The sequence below is a fragment of the Rubrivivax gelatinosus genome (assembly GCF_004340905.1).
Taxonomy (GTDB): domain Bacteria; phylum Pseudomonadota; class Gammaproteobacteria; order Burkholderiales; family Burkholderiaceae_C; genus Rubrivivax; species Rubrivivax gelatinosus.
On sequence record NZ_SLXD01000002.1, the window covers coordinates 449,567 to 476,296 of the forward strand.

Genomic DNA, 26,730 nt, shown 5'->3' on the forward strand with positions numbered 1-26,730 from the left:
AAGACCGGGGCTACGGGCCCATCTCGTGGCGCCGCGAGGCGGCGTTCAGGCCGGGCGGCGGCGGCGTGGCGGCGGCGGTGCCGGCGTGCCGGGCGCCGGCAGCGCACGCTCGGAGCCGGGCTCCAGCGTCCAGTCGGGTTGGCCGGCGGCGTCCTCGGCGCGGCGCTCGGCGTGCATCGCCGCGCTCGGCGAGATCGGGTCGCTGGCGGGAAAGGTCTCCTGCAGCGCCTCGTCCAGCACCTGCTGGTAGGTGGCAGGGCTGTCCTGGGGCGCGGCGGCCGGATCGGGGCGCTCGGGTGCCGGGCTCTTGCGTCGGGCGGTCATCGGATGTCCTCGTGTACCCGCGGCGGCGGGCCGGGCCGCGTGGCAGGCGTCGTGCCCGCCGCGGCGCGGCATCGCGCTTGCCGGCAGGCCCGCACACCCGACACCGAGAGGATCCCACCGATGTTTGCCCACACCAAGCGCCTGCAGTACACCGTGCGCGTCAACGAGTCCAACCCCGGGCTGGCCAACCTGCTGCTCGAGCAGTTCGGCGGCCCGCAGGGCGAGCTGGCGGCCGCCACCCGTTACTTCACGCAGTACCTCGCCGAGGACGATCCGGGCCGCCGCGACATGCTGATCGACATCGCCACCGAGGAGCTGAGCCACCTCGAGATCATCGGCACCATCGTCGCGATGCTGAACAAGGGCGCCAAGGGCCGCATCGCCGAAGGCGTCGACGCCGAGGCCGACATGTACCGCTCGATCTCGGGCGCCGGCAACGACTCGCACGTCACGCAGCTGCTCTACGGCGGCGGCCCGGCGCTGACGAGCTCGGGCGCCGTGCCCTGGACCGCGGCCTACGTCGACACCATCGGCGACCCGACCGCCGACCTGCGCAGCAACATCGCCGCCGAGGCGCGCGCCAAGATCATCTACGAGCGCCTGATCAACGCCACCGACGACCCCGGCGTCAAGGAGGCGCTGGGCTTCCTGATGACGCGCGAGATCGCGCACCAGCAGAGTTTCGAGAAGGCGCTGTACTCGCTGCAGCCGAACTTCCCGCCGGGCAAGCTGCCGGGCATGGCGAAGTTCGCCAACGTCTACTTCGACATGTCGCAGGGCGACACGCCGACGCGCGGCCCCTGGAACAAGGAGCCGACCTTCGAGTACCGCCAGGCCGAGACCGCGGTCGACGGCGGCTCGGGCAACGGCGAAGTGACGCTGGACGCCGACGAGGCGGCCTGCGTGCAGCAGGCGGCCGAACGCCTGCGCTCGGACCCCGACAGCGACCCGCAGACCGGGGCGATGCTGGGGGCCGGCGGCGCGGCCGGTGCGAACACCGCCGCCGCACGCCAGCGCGGCGGCGGCACGGCGACGCTGGACGACGACGAGTCGCGCACCAGCGGTGTCTGAGGCCGAGCGTCCGGCGCTCGACGCCGGCCGCCCTGCGGGCCCGGCGCGGCGTCCGCTGCGCCGGGCGATCGGCATCGGCATCGTCGCCGCCGGGGCGGTGTTCACGCTCGAAGCCGTCTGGCGCGAGGTGATCTCGGGCCGGGCGGCGGTCGAGCACGCGTTCTTCGGTGGCTTGTTCGCGGCCCTGGCCACGGCGCTGGGCGCGCTGCCGGCGCTGCTACGCCACGGTGCCGAGCCGCGCATGCGCGACGCGATGCTGGGCTTCGGCGCCGGCGTGATGCTGGCCGCGTGTTCGTTTTCGCTGATCGTGCCGGCGCTGGCCGCGGCGCGTGCCGCCGGCGCCGGCGTCGGCGGCTCGGGGCTGCAGGTGGCGGCGGCGCTGCTCGTCGGCGCCGGGGCGCTGATGGCGCTGGAGCGCTGGCTGCCGCACGACTACTTCGAGTTCGCATCGCCCAGCGCCGCCGGCGTGATCGACGCGCGCCAGCTCAAACGTGTCTGGCTCTTCGTCGCCGCGGTCGCGCTGCACAACGTTCCCGAGGGACTGGCGATCGGTACCGCGTTCGGCGGTGGCCTGGCCGAGGGCCAGGCGCTGGCCGCCGGCATCGCGATCCAGGACGTTCCCGAAGGCATGGTGATCGCGATGGCGTTGCGCGGCGTCGGCTACCGGCCCGGCTTCGCGGTGCTGTTGGGGGCTCTGTCCGGGTTGGTCGAGCCGGTGGCCGCGGTGGCCGGCGCGCTGCTCGTCGTGCACGCGGCCATGCTGCTGCCCTGGGGCCTGGCCTTTGCCGCCGGGGCGATGCTCTTCGTCATCGGCCACGAGGTGGTGCCCGAGTCTCACCGCGGCGGCCATGCCCGGCTGGCGACCTGCGGCCTGATCCTCGGCTTCGCGCTGATGATGCTGCTGGACACGACGCTGGGCTGAGCGGCGGACGCGGTCTTGCGCGGCAGCGCCAGAATCGGGCGCGAAACCGGAGACCCCGAGATGACGCTGCAAGACTTCCCGATCACCACCAAGTGGCCGCCCCGGCACCCCGAGCGGCTGCAGCTGTATTCGCTGCCCACGCCCAACGGCGTGAAGGTCTCGATCATGCTCGAGGAGACCGGCTTGCCCTACGAGGTGCACCGCGTGTCCTTCGACAACCAGGACCAGCTCTCGCCCGAGTTCCTGTCGCTGAACCCGAACAACAAGATCCCGGCGATCCTCGACCCCGACGGCCCGGGCGGCAGGCCGCTGGCGCTGTTCGAGTCGGGCGCGATCCTGCTGTACCTGGCCGAGAAGACCGGCCAGTGCCTGCCGCGCGACCCGGCCGCGAAGTGGCAGGCCGTGCAGTGGCTGATGTTCCAGATGGGCGGGGTCGGGCCGATGTTCGGCCAGCTCGGCTTCTTCCACAAGTTCGCCGGCAAGGACTGGGAAGACAAGCGCCCGCGCGAACGCTACGCCAGCGAGTCGCGCCGGCTGCTGGCCGTGCTCGAAGGCCACCTCGCGGCCCGCGCCTGGATGATGGGCGACGAGTTCAGCATCGCCGACATCGCGATCTTCCCGTGGGTCAACAACCTCGTCGGCTTCTACGACGCCGGCGACCTGGTCGGCTTCAGCGGCTTCGCCAACGTGCAGCGGGTGCTCGAGGCCTTCATGAACCGGCCGGGCGTGGCGCGCGGCATGAAGGTGCCGGCGACACGCTGACCCGCGGCGCCCGCGGGCGCTAGCATCGGCACACCACCACTCGCCGAGCCCGCCATGTCGCCGCGCCAACTGTTCGCCGCCCTGCTCTGCGCTGCCCCGCTGGCGGCGACGGCGGCGCCGATCTGGCAGCAGTCGGCCAGCGCCGAGGTCGAGCTCGGCGTGCGCGACAAATACGGCGAGACGCCGTTCCGCGCCGAGTTCGTCGTCGTCGGCCCCGAAGGCCGGCGCGAGACCAAGACGATCACCGTCGAAGGCGGCGCCTTCGGGGTCGTGCACTACCCGGGCGACTTCGGCGGCTACCTCGCGCCGGGCGCCTACCGCTGGTCGGCGCGTGTCGGCGGCAAGGTGGTCGCCGACGGCCGCTTCAGCTTCGAGCAGGACGACCGCGGGCGGCAGCGGCTGGTCATCGAGGACTGAATCAGCCCTCGACCGACGCCACCATGCGCGCCAGCTCGGCCACCGAGCCGGCTTCCATCTTGGCCATGATCGACGCGCGGTAGGCCTCGACCGTCTTCACCGACAGCTCCAGCTCCCAGGCCACGGTCTTGTTCAGCTTGCCGGCGAGGATGCCGCCCAGCACCTCGCGTTCGCGCCGGCCCAGGCGCGCCAGGCGCTCCTCGATCGTGCGCCGGCGCGTCTGCCGCGCCAGCGTCTCGCGCGACAGCTCGATCGCCGCGGCGACGCGGTCCAGCAGGTACTGCTCCTGGAACGGCTTCTCGATGAAGTCGTAGGCGCCGGCCTTCAGCGCCTCCACCGCCATCGGCACGTCGCCGTGGCCGGTGACGACGAGGATCGGCAGCGGGAAGTCGCGTTCGGCCAGCCGGCGCTGCAGCTCCAGCCCGCTCATGCCCGGCATGCGCACGTCCAGCACCAGCGCGCCGGGGCGCTGCGCCTCGCGCGGCGGCAGCGCGGCGAGGAACTCGTCGGCACCGGCGTGGCAGGCCGAGTCCAGGCCGACCGAGGCGAACAGGAACTGCATCGAGCGGCGCATCGCGTCGTCGTCGTCGACGACCAGGATCAGCGGCGTGTCGGCAAGGCTCATCTCGGCTCCTCGGTGGCGGGCGGCAGCACGACGCGCATCGTCGCGCCGCCGTCGGGTTCGGCGCTGGCCGTCAGCCGGCCGCCGTGGCTCTCGACAATCGTCCGGCAGATCGACAACCCCAGGCCCAGGCCCTGCGGCTTGGTCGTGAAGAAGGCATCGAAGAGCCGCGCCTGGACTTCGGGCGGCAGGCCGCTGCCGTGGTCGCGCACGGCGAGCTCGACGCCGGCCTCGCCCTGCGCCGTCGTGACGACGATGCCGTGTTCGTGCGCCACGCCGTCGGGCGTCGCGTCGAGCGCGTTCTGCAGCAGGTTCAACAGCACCTGCTCGATCTCGATGCGGTCGGCGTTGACCGCCGGCAGCGCGCCGTGCGGGCGCCAGACCAGCGGGATCGCGCGGCGCGCGGCGGCGTGCGCGAACAGCGGCAAGGTCTCGCCGACGACGACATCCAGGTCCAGCGGCTCGCGCCGCGCGTCGCGCCGGCGCACGAAGCCGCGGATGCGGCGGATGATGACCGCGGCGCGTTCGGCCTGGCCGGCGATGCCGCGTGCGCCGTCGCGCAGGAAGGCGGTGTCGCTGCGGCCGGCGTCGATGTAGCGCGTCATGCCTTCGGCGTAGTTGGTGATCGCCGCCAGCGGCTGGTTCAGCTCGTGGGCGATGTTCGAGGCCATCTCGCCGAGGATGCCCAGGCGCGAGAACTGGTCGCGCTGCTCGCGGTGCAGGCGCGCGGCCTGCTCGGCCTTCTCGCGCTCCTGGATCTCGCGCGTCAGCTCGGCGGTGCGCCGGCGCACCAGGCTTTCGACACGCGCCACGTGCACCAGCCACCAGGCCAGCGCCGCCGCGGCCGCGGCGAACCAGGGCCAGTAGCCGGCGACCAGGCCGCGCAGCGTCGTCTGCGACAGGTACTCGTAGGGGCCGATCTTCAGCGTACGGAACAGCGCGTGCACCGAGCTGTAGTCCTGCGGCGCGGTCCAGGCGCGGCCGTCGACCGGGGCCATCGTCAGCAGGCTGGCGGTGACCGCCTTGGCGAGGTCGGGCGAGGTGCCGGCCAGGCGCGCGAACGGCCAGTCCGGGTACAGGCGCGAGGACAGCCGGCACGGGAAGGCGCCGGCCGGGCGTTCGCCGACGACGGCGAACTCGTCGGCGTGCACGCGGCCGGCGGCGATCAGCTCTTCGAGCAGGCAGGTGCGCAGCACGCCGGCGTCGGCGCGGCCGGCGCGCAGCGCGTCGATCACGCGTTCCATCGGGAAACCGGTCTCGACCAGCGCCGCCAGCCGCGTCGGCTTGACGCCGGCTTCGGCCATCTCGCGCCAGACGACTCGCCAGCCGCCGAAGGCATCGGCCGCGACGACGGCGACGCGGCGCCCGGCGAGGTCCTCGAAACGTTCGGCGTGGCCCGGCCGGTTGGGCACGACGACGGTCGAGCCGACGCTGTCGGTGGGCACCGCGTGCTCGCGGCTTTCCAGCGTCGCCAGCCGCGTGACGCCGTGCGCCGACTCCAGCTCGACGTAATAACCCGGGTTGGTGACGACGAAGTCGAGTTCACCGCGCGCGACGGCGGCGGCGAGGCCGGCCGCGTCCAGCGGCCACAGCGTGAAGCGGTGCTCGGGCAGCGTGCGCTGCAGTTGCGCGGCCGTCGGCTCGAAGTCCCGCGCCGCCCGCTCCGAGCCCTGGTAGGCGAGCACGCCGATGCGCACCTCGTCGGCACGGGCGACGGCGGCGGCGAGCAGGCAGCAGAGGACGATCAGCAGGCGCACGGCGGAGGAAGGCGGAAACGAAAAGGCCGGCTCGTCGAGCCGGCCCCGCAGGTCAGTAGCGTGCGTCCCTGGGCTTCGGGTCCTTCGGCCAGTCCTTCACCTTGTCGGGGAAGTCGGGCCGCGGCTGGTGCGAGAAGTACTCGGCCACGTCCAGCGCCTCCTGGTCCGACAGCCCGCCCTGGCCCAGCGGGAACTTCTCGTGGAAGCCGACCGGCATATTACGCTTGACGAAGGCGGCCGCCGTGTAGGTGCGCGCCATGCCGGCGCCGAGGTTGAACGAACGTTCGCCCCACAGCGGCGGGTAGACCATACGCCCGGCCTCGTCCTTCAGGCCTTCGCCGTCGGCGCCGTGGCAGACCGCGCACTGCGCGGCGTAGACCTTCTCGCCGTTGACCGGGTCCGGCACCAGCTTCGGGTCCATCTTGCCGATGCCGCGGCCGGGCACCTGGTCGCCCTTCTTCGTCGCGCCGCGCATCCAGTCGAAGTAGGCGACCATGGCCTTCAGGTCGGGAGAGTCGGCCGGCAGCGGCTTGCCGTTCATCGAGCGGCGGAAGCAGCCGTTGATGCGGTCTTCCATCGTGATGACCTTGCCGGCACGCGGCGCGTACGACGGGAAGAAGGCGCTGACGCCGACGTACGGCGAGCCGCCGGCCACCGTGCCGGCGTTCAGGTGGCACGAGGAACAGTTCATGTCGGCGCCGACATGCTCGGGCAGCAGCTCGCGCGTCTGGGCGTTGAGCCGCATGCCGCGCACCAGTTGCCCGGCGTTGGGCTCGGCCAGCAACGCGGCCAGGCGCGGGGTCTCGAACTTCGTGCTGTCGACCGTCGGGTCCAGGCGCAGACGCGCCTGCTTCACCTGGGCGGCGCTGACCGCACCGGCACCCTCGCCCCAACTGGCACGCACGAAGCTCAGGATCTCGGCGATCTCGTCGTCGCCCAGGCGGGCGAAGCCGGGCATCGTGTAGACGCGCGGGTGGCGCTCGGTGCCGGCGGTCTTCCAGCCGGTGAGCGTCAGGTGCAGCAGCGTCGCCGGGTCGCGTGCGGCCACCGTCGGGTTGCCGTCCAGCGCCGGGAACACGCCCTTCACGCCGCGGCCGTCGGCGCGGTGGCAGTCGGTGCAGAACTGCGTGTACCCCAGGCCGCCGCGCGTGGTGTAGCTCGTCTCGGGCGTGCCGCGCGAGGCGCTGCGTTCGGCCGGCGCCGGGCGCTCGCCGGGCAGCGCCGCCAGGTAGGTGGCGATGGCCAGCAGGTCCTCGTCGGCGAAGTGCTGCGTCGAATGCAGGATGACCTCGGTCATGCTGCCCGAGACGGTGCCGAAACGGTTCTGGCCGGTCTTCAGCAGCTCGACGGTGTCGGCCACCGGGCCCAGGCCGCGCAGGTCGACGGCGTGCCAGTCCTCGACGACCGAACCGGCGAGGAACCGCCGGCCGCCCGCGCCGCCGTCGCCCATCGCCTTCTCCTGGAAGGCCAGGCCGCGCGGCGTGTGGCAGGCGCCGCAGTGGCCCGGGCCCTGCACGAGGTAGGCGCCGCGGTTCCACAGCGCGTCCTTCGTCGTGTCGGGCACGAAGGGCGTGGTGTCGGCGAAGACCGCGTTCCACAGCCCCAGGCCGGCACGCAGGTTGAACGGGAAGCGCATCGTCGCTTCGCGGTTCGGCGCGGCCACCGGCGTCACCTCGTCGCGCAGAAAGGCCCACAACGCGCGCATGTCCTCGTCGCTGAGCCTGGCGTAGGACGGGTAAGGCATCGCCGGGTACAGGCGGTGGCCGTCGGCGGCGACACCGTGGCGCATCGCACGCTCGAAGGCGCCGAAACTCCAGCCGCCCAGGCCGGTGGCGGCGTCGGGCGTGATGTTGGTCGACCAGATCGTGCCGAACGGCGATTCGAGCGCCCGCCCGCCGGCGAGTGCGGCGCCGCCGGGCGCGGTATGGCAGGCGACGCAGTCGCCGAGCTGGGCGACGTAGCGGCCGCGTTCGATCAGCGCGGCGTCGTGCAAGGGCACGGCGGCGCCTTCGACGACGGCCGGGGCGCGCGCGATCCAGGCCGCGGCGGCGCCGCCGGCGAGCACGATCGCCGCGGCGGCCAGCGCCAGGCGCCGCGGGAGTCGGGAGGTGGAGGAAGTCATGGGGATGGACGTTCTGGTTCTCGTGGGTTCGAGCCTAGGGTTCACCCTGAGTCGCGGCGAGCCGGGCTTCCACGCCGCCGAACCCGGGTTTCCCCGGGTTTCCCGAGCCCGGTGCTCGGCGATCGGCCGCCGTGCTGGCCTAAGATCGCGCCCGTCTTGCCTGTCCCGCCCTCCTCCTCCCTGCCCACCCACGACGCGCCGATCGGGGTCTACGACTCCGGTGTCGGCGGCCTGTCGGTGCTGCGTGCGCTGCGTGCGCGCCTGCCGGCCGAACGTTTCGTCTACGTCGCCGACAGCGGCCACGCGCCTTACGGCGACCGGCCGCGGCCCTACCTGCTGGGCCGCGCCGGCGCGGTCGCCGGCTTCTTCGTCGCCCAGCGCGCCAAGGCGCTGGTGCTGGCCTGCAACACGATCAGCGTCGTCGCCGCCGAGACGCTGCGTGCGCAGCACGCGCTGCCGATCGTCGCGATGGAGCCGGCGATCAAACCCGCCGTCGCCGCCACGCGCAGCGGCATCGTGCTGGTGCTGGCGACCACCGCGACGGTGCACAGCCCGGCGGTCGAGCGCCTGTGCCGCATCTGGGGGCGCGAGGTCGAGATCCTGCTGCAGCCCTGCCCCGGCCTCGTCGAGCTGATCGAGCAGGGGCGTTTCGCCGACCCGGCGACGCGTGCGCTGCTCGAGCGCTATCTGCGCCCGGCGCTGGACGCCGGCGCCGACATGGTGGTGCTGGGCTGCACCCACTACGCCTTCGTGCAGGACGAGATCCGGCGCCTGGCCGGGCCCGCGGTGCAGGTCATCGAGCCGTCGGATGCCGTGGCGCGCCAGCTCGTGCACCGGCTCGGCCCGGCGCTGGCGCCGGCCGGCGCCGCCGGGGCGTCGACCTGCTACTACAGCTCGGGCGACACCGAGGCGCTGCGCCGTTTTCTCGAGCTCATGGGACGGCCTGGCGCCGTCGTGCACACGCTGCCGCAAGACAGCTGACCGGCGCCGCCGCCGCTGGCGCAAATCCTGCTCGCCGGAAATCGGGACAATCCCGTCCTTTCGCGCCGCCGGGGGTCACGAGCCCCAAGGCGGTGAACACGTGCCCCACCTCCGCACATGGCCGCCAGTTCCTCCGCTCCCCATCCCCCCGTCGCCCACAGCCGGCTCGACGACGCGCACGCGCTGATCGCCGGCTCGCTGTTCGTCGCGCTGGGCATGACGATGTTCGCCCATGTCGGGCTCTTGACCGGCGGTGTCGCCGGCGTCGCCTACCTGCTGCGTTACGCCTTCGGCGTCGACCTCTCGCTCGCCTTCTTCGTGCTGAACCTGCCGTTCTACTGGCTGGCCTGGCGCCAGCTGGGCGGCGAGTTCACGCTGAAGAGCTTCATCGCCGTCGCGCTGGTGTCGGCCTTCACGGCGGCGGCGCCGCGTTTCGTGCGTTTCGAGCTGCTGGACCCGTGGGTGGCGTCGGTCGTCGGCGGGCTCTTGATCGGCTTCGGCCTGCTGGCGCTGCTGCGCCATCGCGCCAGCGTCGGCGGCGTCAACATCCTCGCGCAGTTCCTGCAGCAGAAACGCGGCTTCAGCGCCGGCAAGGTGCAGATGTCGGTCGACGTCTGTGTCGTGCTCGCGGCGCTGGCGACCGTTTCGCCGGAGCGTGTGCTGCAGTCGGCGGTCGGCGCGGTGGCGATCGGCGCCTTCCTGACGCTGAACCACCGGCCCGGGCGCTACCTGGGCGTTTGACCCGGCGGCCCTTTCACGCCACCAGCGGCACGGTCCAGTAGACCAGGCTGACGACGAGGCACAGCAGCACCGCGGCCGTCAGGTCCAGGCGGCGCTGGCGGCGGCGCCATTCCCGGCGCTGCAGGGCCAGGCGGATCGGGTCGTTCATCGCCGCCTCCGATCAGTGCATGCGGGCGGCAAGGCCGCTGGGGTCGGACGGCAGCGGAGGTGACACCGGCGGGCGCGCGGCGATCTCGCGCCACTGGGCCAGCGCACGCCGGACCGAGCTGCGCACCGGCGGCGCCAGCGCCGCCGCGCGCGAGTCGACGAGCGCGAGGTTCTCGACGACACGGGAAGCGACGAGTTCGCGCTCGCCGCCGTGCGCGGCGCTCGCACAGCGGCCGAGCGCGACCCAGGTCGCCATCAGCACGGAGGTGGAGGCCAGCAGGGCGTCGGCGACGTCGGGATCGGCAAGAGGATCGGCGTGTTGCATGGTGGTCAGGGAGCAAACGACGATCCCATCGTATTGAGAATCGTTCTCAACTACAACGGTGTCCATGACCCCGTGGCGGGTTCCACGCCGCGCGGCGCCGCGTTCAGCCGCGCAGCGCGGCGCGCAAGGCGGCCACCGCCGCCGACGGCTGCGCCGACAGGCGCCAGTGGCCGGGCAGGCCGAACGAGGTGGTGTCGCGCACCGCGACGCCGTGCCGGCGCAGCGCCGCGGCGTCCGGAGCCCCGGGGGGCGGGCGCACGCAGAGGAAGTTGGCCGCGCTGGGCAGGATCTCGAAACCCAGATCCTCCAGCATCGCCCGCAACTCCGTCAGCCAGCCGCCCAGCGTCAGCCGGGCACCGGCCAGCCAGCGCTGGGTCGCCGGTTCGGTCCAGGTCTCGATCATCGCCACCGCGTGTGCGCCCAGCGGCCACGACGGTTCGGCCGCGGCCAGCGCGTCGGTCCAGGCGCTGACGTCCCAGTCGACCGCCTCGGGCTCGGGGGCAAGCGCGTAGGCGCCGCGCAGCCCGCACAGCCCGAGCGCCTTGTTCGGGCCATGGAGCACGAAAGCCGCGTGGCGGTCGGGTGTGCTCCAGCGGCTCGCGCCGCCCAGGCGCAGCGGGGCGTAGACCGAGTCGAGCACGGTCGGCACACGCGACAGGTCGCGCGGGGGCGGCGCGTCCTGGCCCAGCGGGCTGGACGGCTCGCCGATCCAGCGCAGCGTCGCCGCGGGGTCGGCGCCGACGGTGACGGCCCGGCCGGCCGCGCGGGCCGCTGCGGCGTAGTCGCCGAAGGCGTGCGCCGGCAGCGCCACCGCCCCGGGTGACAGCCGCGCCCCGACGGCGGTGATGCGCTGGATGAACTCGCTCGCACTGGCGGCCAGCACGACGCGGGCGGGCTCGACCCGGTGCCATGCGGCCAGGCGCTCGCGCAGCGCGTGGTAGCCGGGGTCGGGGTAACGCGTCGGATCCACGCGCTGCAGCGCGGCGACGGCGGCCGGGCACGGGCCGGCGGCGTTGGCGCAGGTCGAGAAGTCCCAGGCCGCAGGCCCGTGGCGGTCGGGGCCGCCGTGCACCCGGCCCGCGGCCGGATCCGATCTCAGGAGGTCCATGCAAACTCCGCCAGGTGCCACAGCAGCGCCGCCAGCAGCGCGCCCAGCGCGCCGCCGCCGGCGATCGACAGGGCGCGCGTCAGCGCCGCGGCGTCGGCTTCGACACCGTCTTGATTCAAGGTGTAGACGCCCGGTTTGCCCAGGCGCACGCCCAGGCGCAGCGCCATTGCGCCCATCGGCCAGCCGCCGTTGGGCGACGGCGTGCGCGCAGCCTCGCGCGCCAGCGGCGCCCAGCCCAGCGCCGGCCGCCACAGCAGCGCGGCGGTCAGCCGCGCCGGCAGCCAGCCGAGCAGGTCGTCGGCGCGCGCCGACCACTTGCCGGCCCACTCCCAGCGCCCGCGGTAGCCCCACATCGCGTCCAGCGTGTTGACCGCGCGCCAGGCCCAGGCGCCCGGCAGCCCGGCAACGCAGAACCAGAACAACGGTGCGACGAAGGAGTCGTTGAGGTTCTCGGCCAGCGTCTCGATCGCGGTCTCGCGCACCTCGCGGGCGTCGAGCCGCTCGACGTCGCGGCTGCACAGGCTGCGCAGGCGCTGGCGCGCCGCCGGCAGGCCGCCGGTGCCGAACGCGGCGTCGACCGCGGCAACCTCGTCGCGCAGCATGCGCCAGGCGAACGAGGGCTTGAGCGCCAGCGCCAGCAGCGGCACCGCGGCCCAGGCCGGCAGCATGAACAGCGCCGCCTGCAGCGCCCAGGCGATCGTGGCGACGCCGCCGACCACCGCCCACCAGGCCAGCGTGCCGGCGACCAGCGCCGCGCGCGGCGCCAGCGTCGGCAGCCGGCGGTGCAGCGGCATGATGGCGTGGCCCAGCCAGGCCACCGGGTGCCAGGCGTCGCGCGGCTCGCCGAAGCGCCGGTCGATCCACCAGGCCAGCGCCAGCGCGGCGGCGAAGACGAGTGCCGCGTTCATCGGCGTGCGGCGGCGGCCTCGGGGGCCAGCCGCTGGAGGCAGTCGACGATCGCCGCGGCGCCTTCGCCCAGGCGCGGGCCGGGGCGGATCAGCATCTCGAAACGTTCGGGCGCGAAGCCGCAGACGCGCCCGGCGCGCAGCGCCGGCATCGCCGCCCAGCCGGGCCGCGCCGCCAGCGTCGCGACGTCGCGCTGCTGCACCAGCAGCAGGTCGGGGTCGGCACGCACGACGAACTCCGGGTTCAGCCTGGGGAAGGCGCCCAGTTCGGCAGGCACGATGTTCACCAGCCCGAGCCGCGCCAGCGTGTCGCCGACGAAGGAGCCGGCACTCGCGCCCCAGCCGCCGTGCACTTCGAAGAACACGCGTTTGCCACGCAGCGCGGCCGGCACGCGGGTGGCCGCGGCGGCGAGTTCCCGGTCCAGGCGCTGCAGCAGGCGTTCGGCCTCGGCGCGGCGCTCCAGCACCTGGCCCAGCGTGCGCACGACCTCGACGGTGTCGGCGTGGCGCTCGGCATGCACGCGCAGCACACGCAGGCCCAGCGCCTCCAGGCGGTCGCTGGCACGCGACAGGTCCGAGCTCAGCACCAGGCCGGGCTTGAGCGCGACGACGGCCTCGACGACCGCGTCCTCCATGCCGCCGACACGCGGCAGCCCGGCCAGCGCCGGCGGCCAGTTGGAATAGCGGTCGACGCCGACCAGGCGATCGCCGGCACCCAGCGCCCAGACGGTCTCGGTCAGCGACGGCAGCAGCGAGACGATGCGCTGCGGCGAGGGCTCCAGCCACAGCTCTTTGCCCCGCGCGTCGTGCACGACGATCGGCTCCGCGCCGGCCACGGCGGCGAACAGCATCAGGGCCAGCGCCCAGCACCCCCGCAGCATCAGACAAGCCCTCCAGGCGAGAACAGCCGCGCCGCCAGCTCTGGCGAGGACGCGAACCAGGGGTGGAACCAGCTCGCCTTGAGCGCGCCGCGTTCGTAGACCGCCTCGCCCGGCGGCAGCCGCCCGCCCGCGGTGCGCGCGGGCTCGGTGTGCAGCGTCGGCACGAGGCCGGTTTCGAAGCGCGACCAGTGGAAGCTGTGGCCCCGCAGCTCGCCGCCGCCGAAGACGAGGCGATGCGGGCCGAGCGCGGCGACACGCCGGCCCAGCACCGCGCTGCCCGGCAGCAGGCCCCAGAGCCGGTGCACCCGGCCCTGGCCGTCGACCAGGGTCTCGGCCAGCGCCATCAGGCCGCCGCATTCGGCCCAGACCGGGCGGTCGGCGGCGACGTGCGCCGCGAGCTGCGCCGCGAGGTCGGTGCGCGCGGCCAGCGCCTGGGCATGCAGCTCCGGGTAGCCGCCGGGCAGCCAGACGGCGTCGCAGGCCGGCAGCGCGTCGCCGGCCAGCGGCGAGAAGAACACCGTCTCGGCGCCCAGCGCGTGCAGGGTCTGCAGATTCGCCGGATAGATGAACGCGAACGCCGCGTCGCGCGCGACGGCGATGCGCCGGCCTTGCAGAAGGCGGCGCGGTGCGCCGGGCGCAGCGACCACCGGCGGCACCCACTGCGGCCAGTCGGCCGCGGTGCGTGCGCCCAGCGGCGTGGTGGCCAGCGCGTCGGCCGCGGCGTCCAGCCGCGCCAGCGCATCGGGCAGCTCGCCGGCGGCCGTCAGCCCGAGGTGGCGTTCGGGCAGCGTGATGCCGGCGTCGGCCGGCAACGCGCCAGCCCAGCCCTCGTCCGGGGCCAGCGACTCGCGCAGCATCGCGGCATGCCGCTCGCCGCCGACCCGGTTGGCCAGCACGCCGGCCCAGGGCACGTCGCGCCAGCGACGCAAGCCGTGCACGAGGGCGCCGAAGGTGCCCGCCATCTTCGAGGCGTCGACGACCGCCAGCACCGGCAGGCCGAAGCGCAGCGCCAGGTCGGCGGCGCTGGGCTCGCCGTCGTAAAGCCCCATCACGCCTTCGACGACGACGAGATCGGCTCCGGCCGCCGCGCGCGCCAGGCGCGCGGCACAGTCGGCCGGGCCGTTGATCCACAGGTCCAGCGGGTCGACCGGGTGGCCGCTGGCGAGCGCCAACCACTGCGGGTCCAGGAAGTCGGGGCCGCACTTGAAGGCCCGCACGCACGCGCCGCGGCGCGCGTGCAGCCGCGCCAGCGCACAGGCGACGGTGGTCTTGCCCTGGCCGGAGGCCGGAGCGGCGACGAGCACGACGGCGGCCATCTTCCCTCCCCTCAAAGTGTCCAGCGCAGCGCGACGGACGCGCTGCGCCCGGCGACCGCGTAGCTGCGCGCCAGCGCGTAGTCCTTGCCACCGGCATTGTCGATGCGCGCCTGCAGCTTGAGGCCCTCGCCGAGCCGGCGTTCGGCGCTCAGGTTGACGAGACCGTAGCCGCCCAGGCGGCGGGTGTTGGCGGCGTCGTCCCAGCGTTGGCCGGCAGCCTGGACCTCGGCGCCGAGCTGCCAGCCGGCGAGCTCGGTGTCGGCGCCCAGCGTCGCCAGGCGGCGGGCGCGGCGCGCGATCAGCGTGCCAGTCAGCTCGTTCTTCGGCTCGTGGAAGTCGAGCGAGCCGCGCAGCGCCAGCGCGCCGACGCGCGTGCGGCCGGACAGCGTCAGGCCCTCGTAGCTCGCCTTGCCGACGTTCTCGTAGCAGCCGGAGGTCGAGGTGCAGGGCCCGGCGGCGCCGAACGCGATCAGCTCGTCGACCTTGTTGCGCCACGCGACGAGGCCCAGTTCGTCGTCGCCGGCACTGCGGCGCAGGCCGAACTCGAGGTTGCGGCCGGTCTCGGGCACGAGGTCCGGGTTGCCGTACTGGCTGAAACGCTGGTAGAGCGTGGGCGCGCGAAACGAGGTCGCGGCCGAGGCCGTGAACCGCCAGGTGGACGCGAAGCGCCAGCCCCAGGCCAGGCTGCCGGTGCTCTTGGTGCCGAACTCGCTGTCGTCGTCGTGGCGGGCATGGGCCTGCAGCGAGTGCGCGCCGAACTCGCCGCGCCAGCCGACGGCGACGCCGTTCTGCGCGCGCTCGCCGGCCAGGCGCGCGCTGCGGGCGGTCGCCGGGTTCTCCAGCCGGTCCTCGCGGCGCTCGAGCGTCAGCGACAGGCGCTGGCCGGCGGCGACACGCTGCTCGTGCTGCAGCACGAGGTCACGCAGCCGGGTCTCGGTGCGGTAGGGGCTGGGCTCGGTCTCGTAGCTGCCCTGCGACTCGGACAGGCGGGCGCTGCTCAGCGCGTCGTCGTTCCACTGGCCGCGCCAGGCCAGCGCGCCGGTGCGCAGCTCGTGGTGCGACAGGTCGTCGTCGGTGGTGCTGCCGTCGTACTGCGCGTGCAGATGGCTTTCCAGGAAGGAGGCCTCGACGCGGTGCTCGGGCGCGAACTGCCAGCCGGCGCGCGCCTGCAGCGAGCCGCGGCGCCAGCCGTCGGCGTCGGGGTTCTGGCCTTCCCGGGCGCTGAAGCCGTTGCTGTCGCTCCAGCCGGCCGACAGCGCGTAGTCGACGCTGCCGGTGGCGCCGGACAGGCCGGCGTCGGCCTGGCGCGTGCCGCGGCTGCCCCAGCCCAGGCCGCCGCGGGTGCGCAGCGCGCCCTGGCCGCGGCGCGTGAAGAGCTGCACGACGCCGCCGACGGCGTCCGAGCCGTAGACCGCCGCCGCCGGCCCGCGCAGCACCTCGATGCGCTCGATGCGCTCCAGCGGGATCTGCTCCCAGGGCGCACCGCCGGTGCTCTGCGAGTCGACACGCACGCCGTCGACGTAGACCGCGGTATGGCGCGTCTCGCCGCCGCGCACGTAGACGCTGGTGCTGGTGCCCGGGCCGCCGTTGCGCGCGATCTCGATGCCCGGCAGGCGGGCCAGCAGGTCGGCGACGTTGCTCGCGCCGCTGCGCTCGATCGTGCTGCGCTCGACGAGCGAAACGTCGCCCAGCGTCTGCGACAGCCGCTCTTCGAGGCGGCTGGCGGTGATGACGATCGGGTCTTCGCCGGCCTGGGCGAAGGCGGCCGGACAGACGGCAGCGGCAAGCACGAGACGGGCAGCAAGAGCGCAGCAGCGCGGCGGGGCGTTGCCGCCCGGGACGGAAGTCGACATGGAAAAGTCAGAGTCGGCGCGGCCGACCACCTCCCCGCAGCCGCCGCTGTACGGTGCACGCGCAGCCTGCGCACGCACCCCCTCGTTGGCCGGTATCCGGGCTGGCGGTGCGACTCGTGTGCCCTTCCCAGGTGTTCACCCAGTGGATTCGACACGAGCGGAAGCCTGCGAAGGCTCCGACCGCTTACCGTTGCGGGGGCAGCTCAGGTTGGGGGCGCGGCGCGACGCCGTGTCGCCCCTTCCTGATTCCCGTTGAACTGTCCCGGACGACGCCGGGGACGAGCACCAACGGCGCGCATGATAGGCAAGGCCTCGCCGGCGTCGGGACACGTTGCGCGTTTCCTTGACGACAATCAAGCGCGCCTCGGCCGTCTTCCTCGCCCGGCGCCCAAGCTCATGCGCATCGCGCAAGAGCCGTGCGCCGGGACGACCGGCAGCCGCCGCGACAATGCCGCCATGCCCACTGCGGAAGAACTCGACGCCCACCTGCGCCTGCTGCTGGCCGGCGCCTTCGTCATCGGCGCGGCCTTCGGTGCCGTCTCGCAGCGCACCCGGTTCTGCACCATGGGCGCGCTGGCCGACGTCTTCGCCTTCGGCGACCACACGCGGCTGCGGGCCTGGGTCGCGGCCGTCGCCGTCGCGGTGCTGGGCTTTCACCTGATGGTGGGCCTGGGCTGGGTGCGCGCAGGCGACAGCCAGTACGGCGGCCCGCGCGTGGGCTGGCTGTCGGCGCTGGCCGGCGGCGCGATGTTCGGTGTCGGCATGGTGCTGGCATCGGGCTGCGCGGCACGCAACCTGGTGCGCCTGGGCGGCGGCAGCCTGAAGTCGCTGGTCGTCGTCTTCGTCGTCGGCGCCAGCGGCTTCGCGGCGATGAAGGGCGTGAGCGCCGTGCTGCGCGTGGCCAGCGTCGACCGCGTCGCCTTCGAGCTGCCGGCCGGCCAGGACGCGGCCGGTGCGCTGGCCGTCGCCACCGGCCTGCCGCTGCAGACGCTCGCCCCCTGGCTCGGCGCGGCGGTGGCCGCGGCGCTGCTGGCCTGGGTGCTGGCACGGCCCGAAGGCCGCGGCCGCGAGGTCGCCGGCGGCGCGGCCATCGGTGCGCTGGTGGTCGCCGCCTGGTGGCTGTCGGGCCGGCTGGGTTTCGTGCCCGAACACCCCGAGACACTGGAGCCGGCCTTCCTGGCGACGAACTCGCGGCGCATGGAGTCGCTGAGCCTGGTCGCGCCGCTGGCCTGGGGGCTGGACTGGCTGTTGTTCTTCAGCGACAGCCGCAAGACGCTGACGGTCGGCATCTGCAGCGCCGCCGGCATCGTCGCCGGTTCGGCCCTGGCCGCGATGGCCACACGCAGCTTTCGCTGGGAGGGTTTCGCCGGCACCGAGGACACGGCGCTGCACCTGTGCGGGGCGGTCCTGATGGGGACCGGCGGGGTCACCGCGCTAGGCTGCACCGTCGGGCAAGGCATCGCAGGCCTGTCGACGCTTTGCGCACAAAGCGCCATCGCCGTCTCGGCGATGGTCCTCGGCGGCTTCGCGGGCCTGCAGTTCCAGCGCTGGCGCGTCGAGCGCGGCGCCTGACGGCCCGACACCCCGATCCACGACCGGAGGAACCGAACATGAGATCGCCGATGCGACCGCTGCTGGTCGCGCTGGGCGCCGCGAGCCTGGCACTGCCGGCCGCCGCCGAGCTGCGAGCCGACGAGGCGCTGGCCGCGCGCTCGGTGGCCGCCACCTGCGCCAACTGCCACGGCACCGACGGCCGCTCGCGCACCGCGATCAAGTCGCTGGCGGGGCAGCCGGCCGAGCGCATCCTGCAGTCGATCGCCGACTACCGCAGCGGTGCGCAGCCGTCGACGATCATGGCGCAGATCCTGCGCGGCTACAGCGACGAGCAGCTGCGGCTGGCGGCGCACTGGTTCGCGGCGCAGCCGGCCCGGCCGGCCGGCGCCCGCTAGGAGCGCGGCGATGCAGCATCCCGAACGTTTCGCCCTGTCGCGCCGCCGCCTGCTGGGCGCCGGGCTGGCCGGTGGCACGCTGGCGCTGGCCGGCTGCGCCGGCAGCCGCGTCGCCAAGCCGACACCCGGGCGCGTCGTCGTCGTCGGCGGCGGTTATGGCGGCGCCACCGCGGCGCGCTACCTGCGCCTGTGGGGCGGTGTCGAGGTCACGCTGGTCGAACGCGAGGCGGCCTTCGTCTCCTGCCCGATCTCCAACCTGGTGCTCGGCGGCTGGCGCACGCTGGCCGACATCACGCGCGGCTACGACGGCCTGGCCGCCGCCGGCGTCAAGCTCGTGCGCGGCGAAGCGGTGGCGATCGACACCGAACGCCGGCTGCTGCATCTGGCCGACGGCAGCACCCTGCCCTGGGACCGGCTGATCGTCGCGCCCGGCATCGATTTCGACACCGCGGGCATCCCGGGGCTGCAGCCGGCGCTGGACGCCGGCACCGTGACCCACGCCTGGAAGGCCGGCCCGCAGACGCTGGCGCTGCGCCGCCAGCTCGAGGCCCTGCCCGACGGCGGTGTCGTCGCGATCACGATCCCGCGTGCGCCGTTCCGCTGCCCGCCAGGGCCTTACGAACGCGCGGCCGTCATCGGCAGCTGGCTGAAGCAGGCGCGGCCGCGCGCCAAGCTGCTGCTGCTCGATGCCAACACCGAGATCCAGTCGAAGAAGGCCTTGTTCCAGCGCGCCTTCGGCGAACACCTGAAAGGCATCGTCGAGTACCGCCCCGACGCCGAGCTGCGCGAGGTCCACGGCCGCCTGGCGCGTTTCGACTTCGAGGACGTCAAGGCCGACGTGCTCAACGTCATCCCGCCGCAGCGGGCCGGCCGGCTGGCGCAGGACGCGGGGCTGGTGACGGTCAACGGGCGCTGGGTGGGTGTCGACTGGCTGACGCTGGAGTCGCAGGCGCTGCCGGGCGTGCACGTGCTCGGCGACGCCACCTTCTCGGCGCCGCTGATGCCCAAGAGCGGGCACATGGCCAACCAGCACGCCAAGGTGGTGGCGGCGGCGGTGATCCAGCGGCTGCGCGGCGAGCCGGTGAACCCGGCGCCGCTGGTGATGAACACCTGCTACAGCTACCTGTCGGCGACGCACGCGGTGCACGTCGCCTCGGTGCACCCCTACGACGCCGCCGAGAAGACCTTCAAGGCGGTGCCGGCCTCGGTCGGCGTGTCCAGGGACTGGAACACCGCCGAGGCGCTGTACGCGCAAGCCTGGGCCGAGAACATCTGGGCCGACGCGCTGGCGCTGTGAGCTTGCGGGCGGCACCCGCGGGGGTGCCGCCCGCCGCCGCCGTCAGCGAACGACGGCGATCTCTTCGCGCTGGCCGCCCTTGAAGGTGTAGAGCGTCAGCGCGCCGTTCTTGATGTCGCCCTTCTCGTCGAAGGCGATCGTGCCGGTGACGCCGGGCATGCTGATCTTGGCCAGCACCGGCAGGTACTTCGCCGGGTCGGCCGAGCCGGCCTTGACCATCGCCTCGACCAGCACCTTGGTCGCGTCGTAGGTGTAGGGCGAGTAGATCTGGACCTCGGTGCCGAACTTCTTCTTGAAGTCGGCCTTGAACTTGTCCATCACCGGCTTCTGCGCACCTTCGACACCGCCGGCGATCGCGCAGACCACCTGGCCGTCAGGCACCTGGCCCGACGCGAGCTTGGGCAGCTCGGCGGTGCAGACGCCGTCGCCGCCCATGAACTTCGACGTGATGCCCAGCTGCTTCATCTGGCGCAGCATCGGGCCGCCGACGGCGTCCATGCCGCCGTAGAAGATGACGTCGGGCTTGGCGGCCTTGATGCCGGTGAGGATGCCGGTGAAGTCGGTCGCCTTGTCGTTCGTGAACTCGCGCTTGACGACGTTGGCGCCGGCGGCCTTGGCGGCCTTCTCGAACTCGGTGGCCACGCCCTGGCCGTAGGCGGTGCGGTCGTCGATCACGGCGACGGTCTTGGCCTTCAGCGTGTTCACCGCGTAGCGGCCCAGCGTGCCGCCGAGCTGGGCGTCGTCGGCCACCATGCGGAAGGTCGTCTTGAAGCCCTGGCGGGTGAAGCGCGGGTTGGTGACCGACGGCGCGATCTGCGGGATGCCGGCGTCGCTGTAGATGCGTGCGGCCGGGATCGCGGTGCCCGAGTTCAGGTGGCCGACGACGCCGTTGACCTTGCTGTCGACGAGCTTCTGCGCGGCTGCGGTGCCCTGCTTCGGGTCGCCGCCGTCGTCTTCGGCGAGCAGCTCGAACTTCACCGGGCGGCCGCCGATCTGCACGCCCTTGGCGCTCAGCTCCTGGATCGCCATGCGCACGCCGTTCTCGTTGTCGCGGCCGAGGTGGGCGGCCGGGCCGCTGAGCGCGGCGACGTGACCGATCTTGACGACGATCGGCTCGGCGGCCGACGCGGAAACGGCCACGCAGGCCAGGGCGAGCAGGGAAAGGCGCGGATGGAAGGCAGTCATGTTCGGGTCTCTCAGCAGGACGTCGTAGGCATGCCGGCGCCGCGCCCTTTGCGCAGCGTCACCCCCTCTGTCCTGGAACCTGAGAGATTCACAGCGGCCGCCCGGCGCCGTTTGCTCCTTCGGCGCACCGGCGGACGTCACGCAGCCGGCGCTTCTTCAGAGTTCATCCAGGGCATCGGTCCATGGTGCCTGAGAGTTTCCGGGGTGGTTGCTCCTTCGGCGCCGCGCGAAAAGGGTGGACGCGCGGTCTCTCCCGATGCCATTCGGGCTTTTGGCCTGCCCGGCGGCGGAATCACCACCAGCCGGGTTAGAAGCAGTCGATTATGCCTGCGAACCCGGTGGAAACCCGCAGCAAGCTCCCACACCGGATCAGGCGATCACGGCCTCGGCGCTGCGGCGTTCACCCCGCGTGTCGACCCAGGAGACAGCGACCCGCTGGCCGGCCCTGCCGCCCCGGAGCGCAAAACGCAGGAACGGGTTCTTCGACACCGACGGGCCGAAGCGCAGCGTCAGCACCGGACGGCCTTCCAGCGTCACGGCGACGTCCTGGATGTGCCAGGCCGGGATCGGCCGGCCGTCGCCGTCCTTGCGCTGGCCGGACTCCATCTCGTGGGCCATCAGCACGCGCACGACGGTGCGATCACCCTGCTGCTGGGCGCGAAGAAGGATCGGGGCAGCGGCCATGGCGTGTCCCCTTCAGGCGGCGCAGCCGCCGAGCGTCACGCGGATGTCCCGGCGCGCGTAGAACACGCGGCCGTCGGCGGTGGTGGCCACCGCCCAGACATTGCACGACTGCGCCATCTTGACGCGGATGACGAACTCCGGGACCACGTCCTCGCCGAGCTCGAACAGCGCCGACAGCACCGCCGGGTTCTTCTCGACCAGCAGCAGCAGGCGGCGCGCGCCGGGCAGCGTCGTGGCCAGCGTCAGTTCGACGGCGGCGCCGTTCTCGGCGATGTCCGGGCCGGCGAGCGTGACCGCCGGGCTCGGCAGCGGCGCTGTCCAGCCCAGCGCGGCATTCAGCTCGGCCAGCGATCGGGCCTCGAAGGCCTGCGACAGCGACGCCGCGCTGGTTTCGCGCGGCCACAGCCCCTGTGCCAGCAGCAGCGCCGCGACGGCGGCGGAGGCACTCAGCGCCTCTCGGCGTCGCGGGTCGGGCGGGGGGCGGTCCATCGAAACATTGTGGCCCAGCCCGGCGCCCGCCACGTTCTGGACCGAGTCCGAGCCCTGGGCCCATTCTTTGAGTTACGACAAGTTTCTTGCCTTGTGTCGGGCGCCCAATGCCACCGATCGATACAGATCAAGCCCGCCGAGGAGCCCCTGACATGACTGCGATGACCGTCCTCTTTTCCACCGACGTCGGCCTGATGAGTCTGGCCGTGATCGTCGTGACGCTGGGAATGGGTGCGTTCTACCTGCGTTATTTCCTCAAGCACATGCGCGAAGACAGCGCACGCGCTGCTGCCGAAGCGGCCCAGGCTCGCCGCTGAGCCCGGGCGGCGCCAACCGGGGCGCCTCAGCAGCCAGAACGCCGGCCCCGGGCCGGCGTTTTCACGTGTACAGCCCGCGCTGGCGGGCGAACAGCCGCGTCAGGCCGAACAGCGCGTCGATCGCCGGCGTCGGCCGGCCCAGGCGCTGGCCGAGTTCACGCATCGCGCCGACGATGGCGTCGAGCTCGATCGGCCGGCCGGCCTCGACGTCCTGCAGCATCGAGGTCTTGAAGGCGCCGAGCCTGGCGGTGATGGCGTGGCGGTCCTCCGGCGTCTGCCCGATCGGACAGCCGACGAGCGCGCCGATCGCCGCGGCCTCCTGCATCGCCTGCGAGCAGAACGCCCGCACCAGCGGGTCGGCGAGCACGCGGTCGGCGCTGGCGCCGGTGATCGCGCTGACCGGGTTCATCGTCAGGTTGCCCCAGAGCTTGTACCAGACGTCGCGGCGCACGTCGGCCGAGGCCGTGACGTCGAAACCGGCGTCGCGCAGCAGCGCCGCCACGGTGTCGACGCGCACGCTGGCGCCGCCGGCCGGCTCGCCGACGATCAGCCCGGCGCCCATCTTGTGAACGACGAAGCCGGGCTCGGCGGTGAAGGCCGCGGCGTGCACGACGCAGCCGAGCACGGCCTCGAACGGGATCGCCGCGCCGGCGACGCCGCCCGGGTCGACCGACTCCAGCGGCGCGTCACCCAGCGCCGCGACGCCGTGGCCGAACCACCACGGCACGCCGTTCATCGCCGGCAGCACGACGGTCTGCGGCCCGATCAGCGGCGCGATGCCCCGCGCGACCTGCGTCAGCGCCGGGCCCTTGACGGCGATGACGACGAGGTCCTGGACGCCGAGTCCGGCGGCGTCGTCGGACGCCGCCACGCACGGCGCCTGGATCGACTCGCCGCCCTGCTGCAGCCGCCAGCCGTGACGCCGCAGCGCCTCCAGCGTCGCGCCGCGTGCGATGGCCGAGACCTGGGCCTGGCCGCGCGCCGCGAGCCGGGTGCCGATGAAGCCGCCGATCGCGCCGGCGCCGAGGATGCAGACCTTCATGTCGTCGAGCCGCCGGCGGCGGTGCTGGTGGAAGACGGGGCGTCGCCGGCGTAGACCGCGGCCGCGGCACGCAGGCGGGCGGCGACCTTGGCGCGCAGTTCGGGCGGCGACAGCACCTCGGCGTCGGCGCCGTGGCGCATCAGGTCCATCACGAGCTCGGTGTCGTCGGTGTAGGGCAGTTGCAGCTCGTAGCGGCCGTCGGCGAGCCAGCGCCCCTGCTGCTCGGGGTGCCAGGCCTCGCGGCTCACCCAGGCGGCCGCGGACGCCGCGAAGGCCACCGTCGCCCAGCGCCGCGTGCCGCCGGCGTAGATGCCGTAGCCGGCATCCATCTCGGCCTGCACACGCGCCAGCGGCAGCTCCAGCGCCTTGGCCTCCAGCACCGCGGCCTGCTCCATCGCGTCGAGCGCGAAGCGGCGCAGGCCCTCGGCGCGGTGGCACCAGGCGTCCAGGTACCAGGTGTTGCGGTAGTGCACCAGGCGCTGCGGCGAGACCTCGCGTTCGCCGACCTCGCCGCGTGTGCGCGTCAGGTAGCGCAGGTGCAGCCGGCGGCGCTCCAGCAGCGCCTCGGCGACACGCTCGAAATGGCGCGCCGGCACCGCACGCCGCGCCGCGGCGACGATCCGCACGCGCTGCATCAGCGTCGCATCCTCGGCGCTGCCGATCATCTCGCGCACGCGTTCGAGCAGCGGCTGCAGGTGGCGCGCCAGCGTGCCGTCGTCGTCCAGGCTGGCCAGCAGCTGGTGCGCGGCGAGCAGCGAGTACAGCTCGCGCTCGTCGAACCACAGGCCGGGCAGCTCGTGGCGCGTGCCGCGCGCGCCTTCGTCGAGCCGGTAGCCGTTGAGCTCGCGGTCGTAGACGATGGGCGCGCCCAGCCGGCTGCGCAGGTACTCCAGGTCACGCTTGAGCGTGGCGCGCGAGACCTCCAGCTCGTCGAGCAGCGTCTGGAAGGCGACGTGCCCGCGCTGGCGGATCAGGCGCTCGATCTTGTAGAGGCGTTCGGCGTTGGACATGGGGCGGCGACGGTCAGAATAAACCGACGACGCGCCCGTCCTCCGTGAGGTCGATCACCTCGGCCGCGGGTGTCTTGGGCAGGCCGGGCATGGTCATCACGTCGCCGCAGACCATGACGATGAACTCGGCGCCGGCGGCCAGCCGCACCTCGCGCACGTCGAGCACGTGGCCCTCGGGCGCGCCGCGGCGCTTGGCGTCGGTCGAGAAGCTGTACTGCGTCTTGGCGATGCAGATCGGCCAGCGGCCGTAGCCCTCGGCCTGCAGATGCTCGATGCGCGCGCGCACCGCCGCCGGCGCCTCGACGCCGGCGGCGCCGTAGACGCGCGTGGCCACCTTGCGCAGCTTCTCCCACAGCGTGTCCTCGTCGTCGTAGACGAAACGCGGCGCGCTCGGCTGCTCGAACAGTCGCACGACCTCGCGCGCCAGGTCCTCGGCGCCGGCGCCGCCCTCGGCCCAATGGCGCGCCAGCGCGATTGGCACGCCCCAGCCCTGCACACGCTCGCGCAGCAGCGCGTGTTCGGCCTCGGTGTCGGCGCTGAAGTGGTTGACGGCCACGACGCAGGGCAGCCCGTAGACGCCGCGCACGTTGTCGACGTGGCGGCGCAGGTTGTCCAGGCCGCGCTCGAGCGCGCCCAGGTCCTCGCGGCCGAGTTCGGCCAGCGGCGCGCCGCCGTGGTGCTTGAGCGCGCGCACGGTGGCGACGACGACCGCCGCGTCGGGCCGCAGCCCCGACTTGCGGCACTTGATGTCGAGGAACTTCTCGGCCCCCAGGTCGGCGCCGAAGCCGGCTTCGGTGACGACGACCTCGGCGAGCTTCAACGCCGTCTTCGTCGCCAGCACCGAGTTGCAGCCGTGGGCGATGTTGGCGAACGGGCCGCCGTGCAGGATGGCCGGCGTGCGCTCCAGCGTCTGAACGAGGTTGGGCGCGAAGGCGTCCTTGAGCAGCACCGCCATCGCGCCGTGCACCTTGAGGTCGCGCGCGCGCACCGGCAGGCGCGAACGGGTCTCGGCGACGACGATGTTGCCCAGGCGCTGCTTCAGGTCGGCCAGCGACGTGGCCAGGCAGAAGATGGCCATCACCTCGCTGGCGACGACGATGTCGAAGCCGTCCTCGCGCGGCACGCCGTTGCCGGGGCCGCCGAGGCCGACGGTGATCTCGCGCAGCGCGCGGTCGTTCATGTCCATCACGCGCTTGAAGCCGATGCGGCGCACGTCGATGTCCAGCGCGTTGCCGTGGTGCACGTGGTTGTCGATCGCCGCGGCCAGCAGGTTGTTGGCCAGCGCGATGGCGGCGAAGTCGCCGGTGAAGTGCAGGTTGATGTCCTCCATCGGCACCACCTGCGCGTGGCCGCCGCCGGCCGCCCCGCCCTTCATGCCGAACACCGGACCCAGCGAGGGCTCGCGCAGCGCGACGATGGTCTTCCTGCCGATGCGGTTGAGCGCGTCGCCCAGGCCGACGGTGGTCGTGGTCTTGCCCTCGCCGGCGGGCGTCGGCGTGATCGCCGTCACCAGCACCAGCTTGCCGTCGGGGCGCGACTCCAGGCCGCGGATGTAGTCCAGCGTGAGCTTGGCCTTGTAGTGGCCGTAGGGCACGAGGTGCTCGTCGGCGATGCCCAGGCGCTCGCGGGCCAGGTCGGTGATGCGCTGAAGGCGGGCTTTCTGGGCGATGTCGATGTCGCTCGGCACGGGCTCTCCGGATCAGAGGACGGGCAAAGCGGGCGATTGTGCTGCCGCAGGCCTGTTTTTGCCCCGCCCGCGCCCCTTTGCCGGGGCCCGGCGTCGGGCGGGCACGACGCCTGCACCCGTCCTCCGCCCGGCGGCTTGATCGACAACGCCAAAAACCGCTCACAACATAGGACAATCCCTAGTGTGGACTATCCTGAATACGACCCTTCCCTGCAGACCACGCCGCTCGCCGACGACGAACTCGACGAACTGGACGCGCTGCTGCAGGAACTTCCCGCCGACGAGGCGATGAACGTCGAGGCGCTCGACGGTTACCTGACCGCGCTGGCGGTCGGCCCCGGCAGCCTCGTGCGGCTGCACACCCGGCAGTGGATGCCGGTGATCTGGGGCGGCGACGGCGACGGGCCGGCACCGTTTGCCAGCGGCAAGCGCCGCAAGCGCGTCGTCTTCCTCGTGCTGCGACACCTGCACGCGATCGAGAGCGTGCTGAAGACGCGGCCCGACGAATGGCAGCCGGTGTTCAGCGTCGCCGAGACCGAGGACGGCGAGATCATCGACGCCGAGGACTGGTGCATCGGTTTCCTGGCCGCGGTCGGCCTGGACGCCGCGGCCTGGGAGCCGCTGTTCGACGACGCGGCCTACGGCCCGGCGCTGCAGCCGCTGGCCCTGCTCGGTGGCGACGACGAGGCCCTGGCGCCCGCCGACCGCGAGCGGCTGGCGGACCCGCTGGAACGCGACGAACTGTCGCGTGCGGTCGCCGAGGTCGTGCCGCGCATCCGCGAGTTCGCCGCCGCGCTCTGACTCCGGCCGACGCGC

At 73.4% G+C, this 26,730-nt stretch carries 28 protein-coding genes and 2 riboswitches; of the genes, 11 read left to right on the forward strand and 17 right to left on the reverse strand.

Annotation, left to right across the window (positions count from 1 at the left end):
* Window positions 1-45: 45 nt before the first annotated feature.
* A complete protein-coding gene (locus EV684_RS05250) occupies window positions 46-324 on the reverse strand; it encodes a hypothetical protein (protein ID WP_132645143.1) in 279 nt (92 codons plus the stop codon).
* A gap of 120 nt (window positions 325-444) precedes the next feature.
* Here EV684_RS05250 and EV684_RS05255 point away from each other — a divergent pair, with 120 nt between their 5' ends.
* Genes EV684_RS05255 through EV684_RS05270 form a run of 4 tightly spaced genes read left to right on the forward strand, consistent with a single transcriptional unit; the run spans window position 445 to window position 3,496 of the window.
* Entirely contained in the window at window positions 445-1,395 is a 951-nt protein-coding gene (locus EV684_RS05255; protein WP_132645144.1) for a manganese catalase family protein, read from the forward strand.
* A complete protein-coding gene (locus tag EV684_RS05260) occupies window positions 1,388-2,317 on the forward strand; it encodes a ZIP family metal transporter (RefSeq protein ID WP_132645145.1) in 930 nt (309 codons plus the stop codon). Before EV684_RS05255 ends, EV684_RS05260 begins: the two co-directional genes overlap by 8 nt.
* Window positions 2,318-2,377: 60 nt before the next feature.
* The gene (locus EV684_RS05265; protein WP_132645146.1) at window positions 2,378-3,079 is read left to right on the forward strand and encodes a glutathione S-transferase N-terminal domain-containing protein; all 702 of its coding nucleotides are present in this window, start codon (window positions 2,378-2,380) and stop codon (window positions 3,077-3,079) included.
* A gap of 54 nt (window positions 3,080-3,133) precedes the next feature.
* Window positions 3,134-3,496: a hypothetical protein gene (locus tag EV684_RS05270; protein WP_132645147.1), complete on the forward strand. Its 363-nt coding sequence runs from the start codon at window positions 3,134-3,136 to the stop codon at window positions 3,494-3,496.
* 1 nt (window position 3,497) lies between these two features.
* On the opposite strand, the gene EV684_RS05275 is transcribed toward EV684_RS05270, so the two are convergent.
* From EV684_RS05275 to EV684_RS05285, 3 genes are read right to left on the reverse strand one after another with little or no spacing between them, the layout of a single operon-like run.
* A complete protein-coding gene (locus tag EV684_RS05275; protein WP_132645148.1) occupies window positions 3,498-4,121 on the reverse strand; it encodes a response regulator transcription factor in 624 nt (207 codons plus the stop codon).
* Entirely contained in the window at window positions 4,118-5,875 is a 1,758-nt protein-coding gene (locus EV684_RS05280; RefSeq protein WP_132645149.1) for a sensor histidine kinase, read from the reverse strand. Before EV684_RS05280 ends, EV684_RS05275 begins: the two co-directional genes overlap by 4 nt.
* Window positions 5,876-5,927: 52 nt before the next feature.
* The gene (locus EV684_RS05285) at window positions 5,928-7,997 is read right to left on the reverse strand and encodes a c-type cytochrome (protein ID WP_132645150.1); all 2,070 of its coding nucleotides are present in this window, start codon (window positions 7,995-7,997) and stop codon (window positions 5,928-5,930) included.
* Between the two features lie 156 nt (window positions 7,998-8,153).
* Here EV684_RS05285 and murI point away from each other — a divergent pair, with 156 nt between their 5' ends.
* Window positions 8,154-8,978 (forward strand): glutamate racemase, encoded by an 825-nt coding sequence (gene murI / locus EV684_RS05290; RefSeq protein ID WP_242478590.1) that lies wholly within the window; start codon window positions 8,154-8,156, stop codon window positions 8,976-8,978.
* 117 nt (window positions 8,979-9,095) lie between these two features.
* Complete coding sequence (locus tag EV684_RS05295; protein WP_132645151.1) at window positions 9,096-9,719, forward strand: YitT family protein; 624 nt, start codon at window positions 9,096-9,098, stop codon at window positions 9,717-9,719.
* 13 nt (window positions 9,720-9,732) lie between these two features.
* Here the strand turns inward: EV684_RS05295 and EV684_RS24515 are convergent, their stop codons facing one another.
* From EV684_RS24515 to EV684_RS05325, 7 genes are all read right to left on the reverse strand, one after another.
* Window positions 9,733-9,867, reverse strand: a complete 135-nt coding sequence (locus tag EV684_RS24515) for a hypothetical protein (protein ID WP_259375513.1) — start codon at window positions 9,865-9,867, stop codon at window positions 9,733-9,735.
* 12 nt (window positions 9,868-9,879) lie between these two features.
* A complete protein-coding gene (locus EV684_RS05300) occupies window positions 9,880-10,191 on the reverse strand; it encodes a hypothetical protein (RefSeq protein ID WP_132645152.1) in 312 nt (103 codons plus the stop codon).
* 103 nt (window positions 10,192-10,294) lie between these two features.
* Complete coding sequence (locus EV684_RS05305; protein WP_132645153.1) at window positions 10,295-11,299, reverse strand: aminotransferase class I/II-fold pyridoxal phosphate-dependent enzyme; 1,005 nt, start codon at window positions 11,297-11,299, stop codon at window positions 10,295-10,297.
* Window positions 11,287-12,207, reverse strand: a complete 921-nt coding sequence (cbiB, locus tag EV684_RS05310; RefSeq protein ID WP_132645154.1) for an adenosylcobinamide-phosphate synthase CbiB — start codon at window positions 12,205-12,207, stop codon at window positions 11,287-11,289. The genes EV684_RS05305 and cbiB overlap by 13 nt, the downstream gene beginning before the upstream one ends.
* On the reverse strand, window positions 12,204-13,085 hold the full coding sequence (locus EV684_RS05315) for an ABC transporter substrate-binding protein (RefSeq protein ID WP_132645155.1): 882 nt from the start codon (window positions 13,083-13,085) through the stop codon (window positions 12,204-12,206). The genes cbiB and EV684_RS05315 overlap by 4 nt, the downstream gene beginning before the upstream one ends.
* Window positions 13,085-14,401: a cobyrinate a,c-diamide synthase gene (locus tag EV684_RS05320; RefSeq protein WP_132645156.1), complete on the reverse strand. Its 1,317-nt coding sequence runs from the start codon at window positions 14,399-14,401 to the stop codon at window positions 13,085-13,087. The genes EV684_RS05315 and EV684_RS05320 overlap by 1 nt, the downstream gene beginning before the upstream one ends.
* Window positions 14,402-14,412: 11 nt before the next feature.
* Window positions 14,413-16,254 (reverse strand): TonB-dependent receptor domain-containing protein, encoded by a 1,842-nt coding sequence (locus tag EV684_RS05325; protein ID WP_132645157.1) that lies wholly within the window; start codon window positions 16,252-16,254, stop codon window positions 14,413-14,415.
* A 70-nt stretch (window positions 16,255-16,324) separates the two neighbouring features.
* Window positions 16,325-16,559: riboswitch (cobalamin riboswitch) on the reverse strand.
* A 151-nt stretch (window positions 16,560-16,710) separates the two neighbouring features.
* Here EV684_RS05325 and EV684_RS05330 point away from each other — a divergent pair.
* From EV684_RS05330 to EV684_RS05340, 3 genes are read left to right on the forward strand one after another with little or no spacing between them, the layout of a single operon-like run.
* Entirely contained in the window at window positions 16,711-17,826 is a 1,116-nt protein-coding gene (locus tag EV684_RS05330) for a YeeE/YedE family protein (protein ID WP_242478589.1), read from the forward strand.
* A gap of 38 nt (window positions 17,827-17,864) precedes the next feature.
* Entirely contained in the window at window positions 17,865-18,203 is a 339-nt protein-coding gene (locus tag EV684_RS05335) for a c-type cytochrome (RefSeq protein WP_132645159.1), read from the forward strand.
* A gap of 10 nt (window positions 18,204-18,213) precedes the next feature.
* The gene (locus EV684_RS05340) at window positions 18,214-19,500 is read left to right on the forward strand and encodes an NAD(P)/FAD-dependent oxidoreductase (protein ID WP_132645160.1); all 1,287 of its coding nucleotides are present in this window, start codon (window positions 18,214-18,216) and stop codon (window positions 19,498-19,500) included.
* Between the two features lie 42 nt (window positions 19,501-19,542).
* On the opposite strand, the gene EV684_RS05345 is transcribed toward EV684_RS05340, so the two are convergent.
* From EV684_RS05345 to EV684_RS05355, 3 genes are all read right to left on the reverse strand, one after another.
* Window positions 19,543-20,685, reverse strand: a complete 1,143-nt coding sequence (locus tag EV684_RS05345; RefSeq protein ID WP_132645161.1) for a branched-chain amino acid ABC transporter substrate-binding protein — start codon at window positions 20,683-20,685, stop codon at window positions 19,543-19,545.
* A gap of 166 nt (window positions 20,686-20,851) precedes the next feature.
* Window positions 20,852-20,951: riboswitch (glycine riboswitch) on the reverse strand.
* A gap of 103 nt (window positions 20,952-21,054) precedes the next feature.
* Complete coding sequence (soxZ, locus tag EV684_RS05350) at window positions 21,055-21,369, reverse strand: thiosulfate oxidation carrier complex protein SoxZ (RefSeq protein ID WP_132645162.1); 315 nt, start codon at window positions 21,367-21,369, stop codon at window positions 21,055-21,057.
* Window positions 21,370-21,381: 12 nt separating this feature from the next.
* The gene (locus EV684_RS05355; RefSeq protein WP_132645163.1) at window positions 21,382-21,858 is read right to left on the reverse strand and encodes a thiosulfate oxidation carrier protein SoxY; all 477 of its coding nucleotides are present in this window, start codon (window positions 21,856-21,858) and stop codon (window positions 21,382-21,384) included.
* Between the two features lie 152 nt (window positions 21,859-22,010).
* Here EV684_RS05355 and EV684_RS05360 point away from each other — a divergent pair, with 152 nt between their 5' ends.
* Window positions 22,011-22,175 carry a DUF3149 domain-containing protein gene (locus tag EV684_RS05360; protein WP_132645164.1) on the forward strand — a complete coding sequence of 55 codons (165 nt, stop codon included), beginning with the start codon at window positions 22,011-22,013 and terminating at the stop codon, window positions 22,173-22,175.
* Between the two features lie 61 nt (window positions 22,176-22,236).
* Here the strand turns inward: EV684_RS05360 and EV684_RS05365 are convergent, their stop codons facing one another.
* The 3 genes from EV684_RS05365 to EV684_RS05375 are packed head-to-tail and all read right to left on the reverse strand — an operon-like array spanning window position 22,237 to window position 25,914.
* Window positions 22,237-23,217, reverse strand: a complete 981-nt coding sequence (locus tag EV684_RS05365; RefSeq protein ID WP_132645165.1) for a 2-dehydropantoate 2-reductase — start codon at window positions 23,215-23,217, stop codon at window positions 22,237-22,239.
* Window positions 23,214-24,227: a helix-turn-helix transcriptional regulator gene (locus EV684_RS05370; protein ID WP_132645166.1), complete on the reverse strand. Its 1,014-nt coding sequence runs from the start codon at window positions 24,225-24,227 to the stop codon at window positions 23,214-23,216. The genes EV684_RS05365 and EV684_RS05370 overlap by 4 nt, the downstream gene beginning before the upstream one ends.
* Window positions 24,228-24,240: 13 nt before the next feature.
* Window positions 24,241-25,914: a formate--tetrahydrofolate ligase gene (locus tag EV684_RS05375; protein WP_132645167.1), complete on the reverse strand. Its 1,674-nt coding sequence runs from the start codon at window positions 25,912-25,914 to the stop codon at window positions 24,241-24,243.
* 183 nt (window positions 25,915-26,097) lie between these two features.
* On the opposite strand from EV684_RS05375, the gene EV684_RS05380 reads away from it, so the two are divergent.
* Window positions 26,098-26,715: a UPF0149 family protein gene (locus EV684_RS05380; protein ID WP_132645168.1), complete on the forward strand. Its 618-nt coding sequence runs from the start codon at window positions 26,098-26,100 to the stop codon at window positions 26,713-26,715.
* The last annotated feature ends 15 nt before the right edge of the window (window positions 26,716-26,730 follow it).

Coding starts and splice junctions, on each gene's coding strand:
- EV684_RS05370 (WP_132645166.1), bottom strand. CDS start 24,227: ATGTCCAACGCCGAACGCCTCTACAAGATCGAGCGCCTGATCCGCCAG.
- EV684_RS24515 (WP_259375513.1), bottom strand. CDS start 9,867: ATGAACGACCCGATCCGCCTGGCCCTGCAGCGCCGGGAATGGCGCCGC.
- EV684_RS05315 (WP_132645155.1), bottom strand. CDS start 13,085: ATGCTGCGGGGGTGCTGGGCGCTGGCCCTGATGCTGTTCGCCGCCGTG.
- EV684_RS05300 (WP_132645152.1), bottom strand. CDS start 10,191: ATGCAACACGCCGATCCTCTTGCCGATCCCGACGTCGCCGACGCCCTG.
- EV684_RS05270 (WP_132645147.1), top strand. CDS start 3,134: ATGTCGCCGCGCCAACTGTTCGCCGCCCTGCTCTGCGCTGCCCCGCTG.
- EV684_RS05265 (WP_132645146.1), top strand. CDS start 2,378: ATGACGCTGCAAGACTTCCCGATCACCACCAAGTGGCCGCCCCGGCAC.
- EV684_RS05330 (WP_242478589.1), top strand. CDS start 16,711: ATGCCCACTGCGGAAGAACTCGACGCCCACCTGCGCCTGCTGCTGGCC.
- EV684_RS05305 (WP_132645153.1), bottom strand. CDS start 11,299: ATGGACCTCCTGAGATCGGATCCGGCCGCGGGCCGGGTGCACGGCGGC.
- EV684_RS05365 (WP_132645165.1), bottom strand. CDS start 23,217: ATGAAGGTCTGCATCCTCGGCGCCGGCGCGATCGGCGGCTTCATCGGC.
- EV684_RS05355 (WP_132645163.1), bottom strand. CDS start 21,858: ATGGACCGCCCCCCGCCCGACCCGCGACGCCGAGAGGCGCTGAGTGCC.
- EV684_RS05275 (WP_132645148.1), bottom strand. CDS start 4,121: ATGAGCCTTGCCGACACGCCGCTGATCCTGGTCGTCGACGACGACGAC.
- EV684_RS05335 (WP_132645159.1), top strand. CDS start 17,865: ATGAGATCGCCGATGCGACCGCTGCTGGTCGCGCTGGGCGCCGCGAGC.
- soxZ (WP_132645162.1), bottom strand. CDS start 21,369: ATGGCCGCTGCCCCGATCCTTCTTCGCGCCCAGCAGCAGGGTGATCGC.
- EV684_RS05325 (WP_132645157.1), bottom strand. CDS start 16,254: ATGTCGACTTCCGTCCCGGGCGGCAACGCCCCGCCGCGCTGCTGCGCT.
- cbiB (WP_132645154.1), bottom strand. CDS start 12,207: ATGAACGCGGCACTCGTCTTCGCCGCCGCGCTGGCGCTGGCCTGGTGG.
- EV684_RS05255 (WP_132645144.1), top strand. CDS start 445: ATGTTTGCCCACACCAAGCGCCTGCAGTACACCGTGCGCGTCAACGAG.
- EV684_RS05360 (WP_132645164.1), top strand. CDS start 22,011: ATGACTGCGATGACCGTCCTCTTTTCCACCGACGTCGGCCTGATGAGT.
- EV684_RS05340 (WP_132645160.1), top strand. CDS start 18,214: ATGCAGCATCCCGAACGTTTCGCCCTGTCGCGCCGCCGCCTGCTGGGC.
- EV684_RS05345 (WP_132645161.1), bottom strand. CDS start 20,685: ATGACTGCCTTCCATCCGCGCCTTTCCCTGCTCGCCCTGGCCTGCGTG.
- EV684_RS05250 (WP_132645143.1), bottom strand. CDS start 324: ATGACCGCCCGACGCAAGAGCCCGGCACCCGAGCGCCCCGATCCGGCC.
- EV684_RS05295 (WP_132645151.1), top strand. CDS start 9,096: ATGGCCGCCAGTTCCTCCGCTCCCCATCCCCCCGTCGCCCACAGCCGG.
- EV684_RS05320 (WP_132645156.1), bottom strand. CDS start 14,401: ATGGCCGCCGTCGTGCTCGTCGCCGCTCCGGCCTCCGGCCAGGGCAAG.
- EV684_RS05285 (WP_132645150.1), bottom strand. CDS start 7,997: ATGACTTCCTCCACCTCCCGACTCCCGCGGCGCCTGGCGCTGGCCGCC.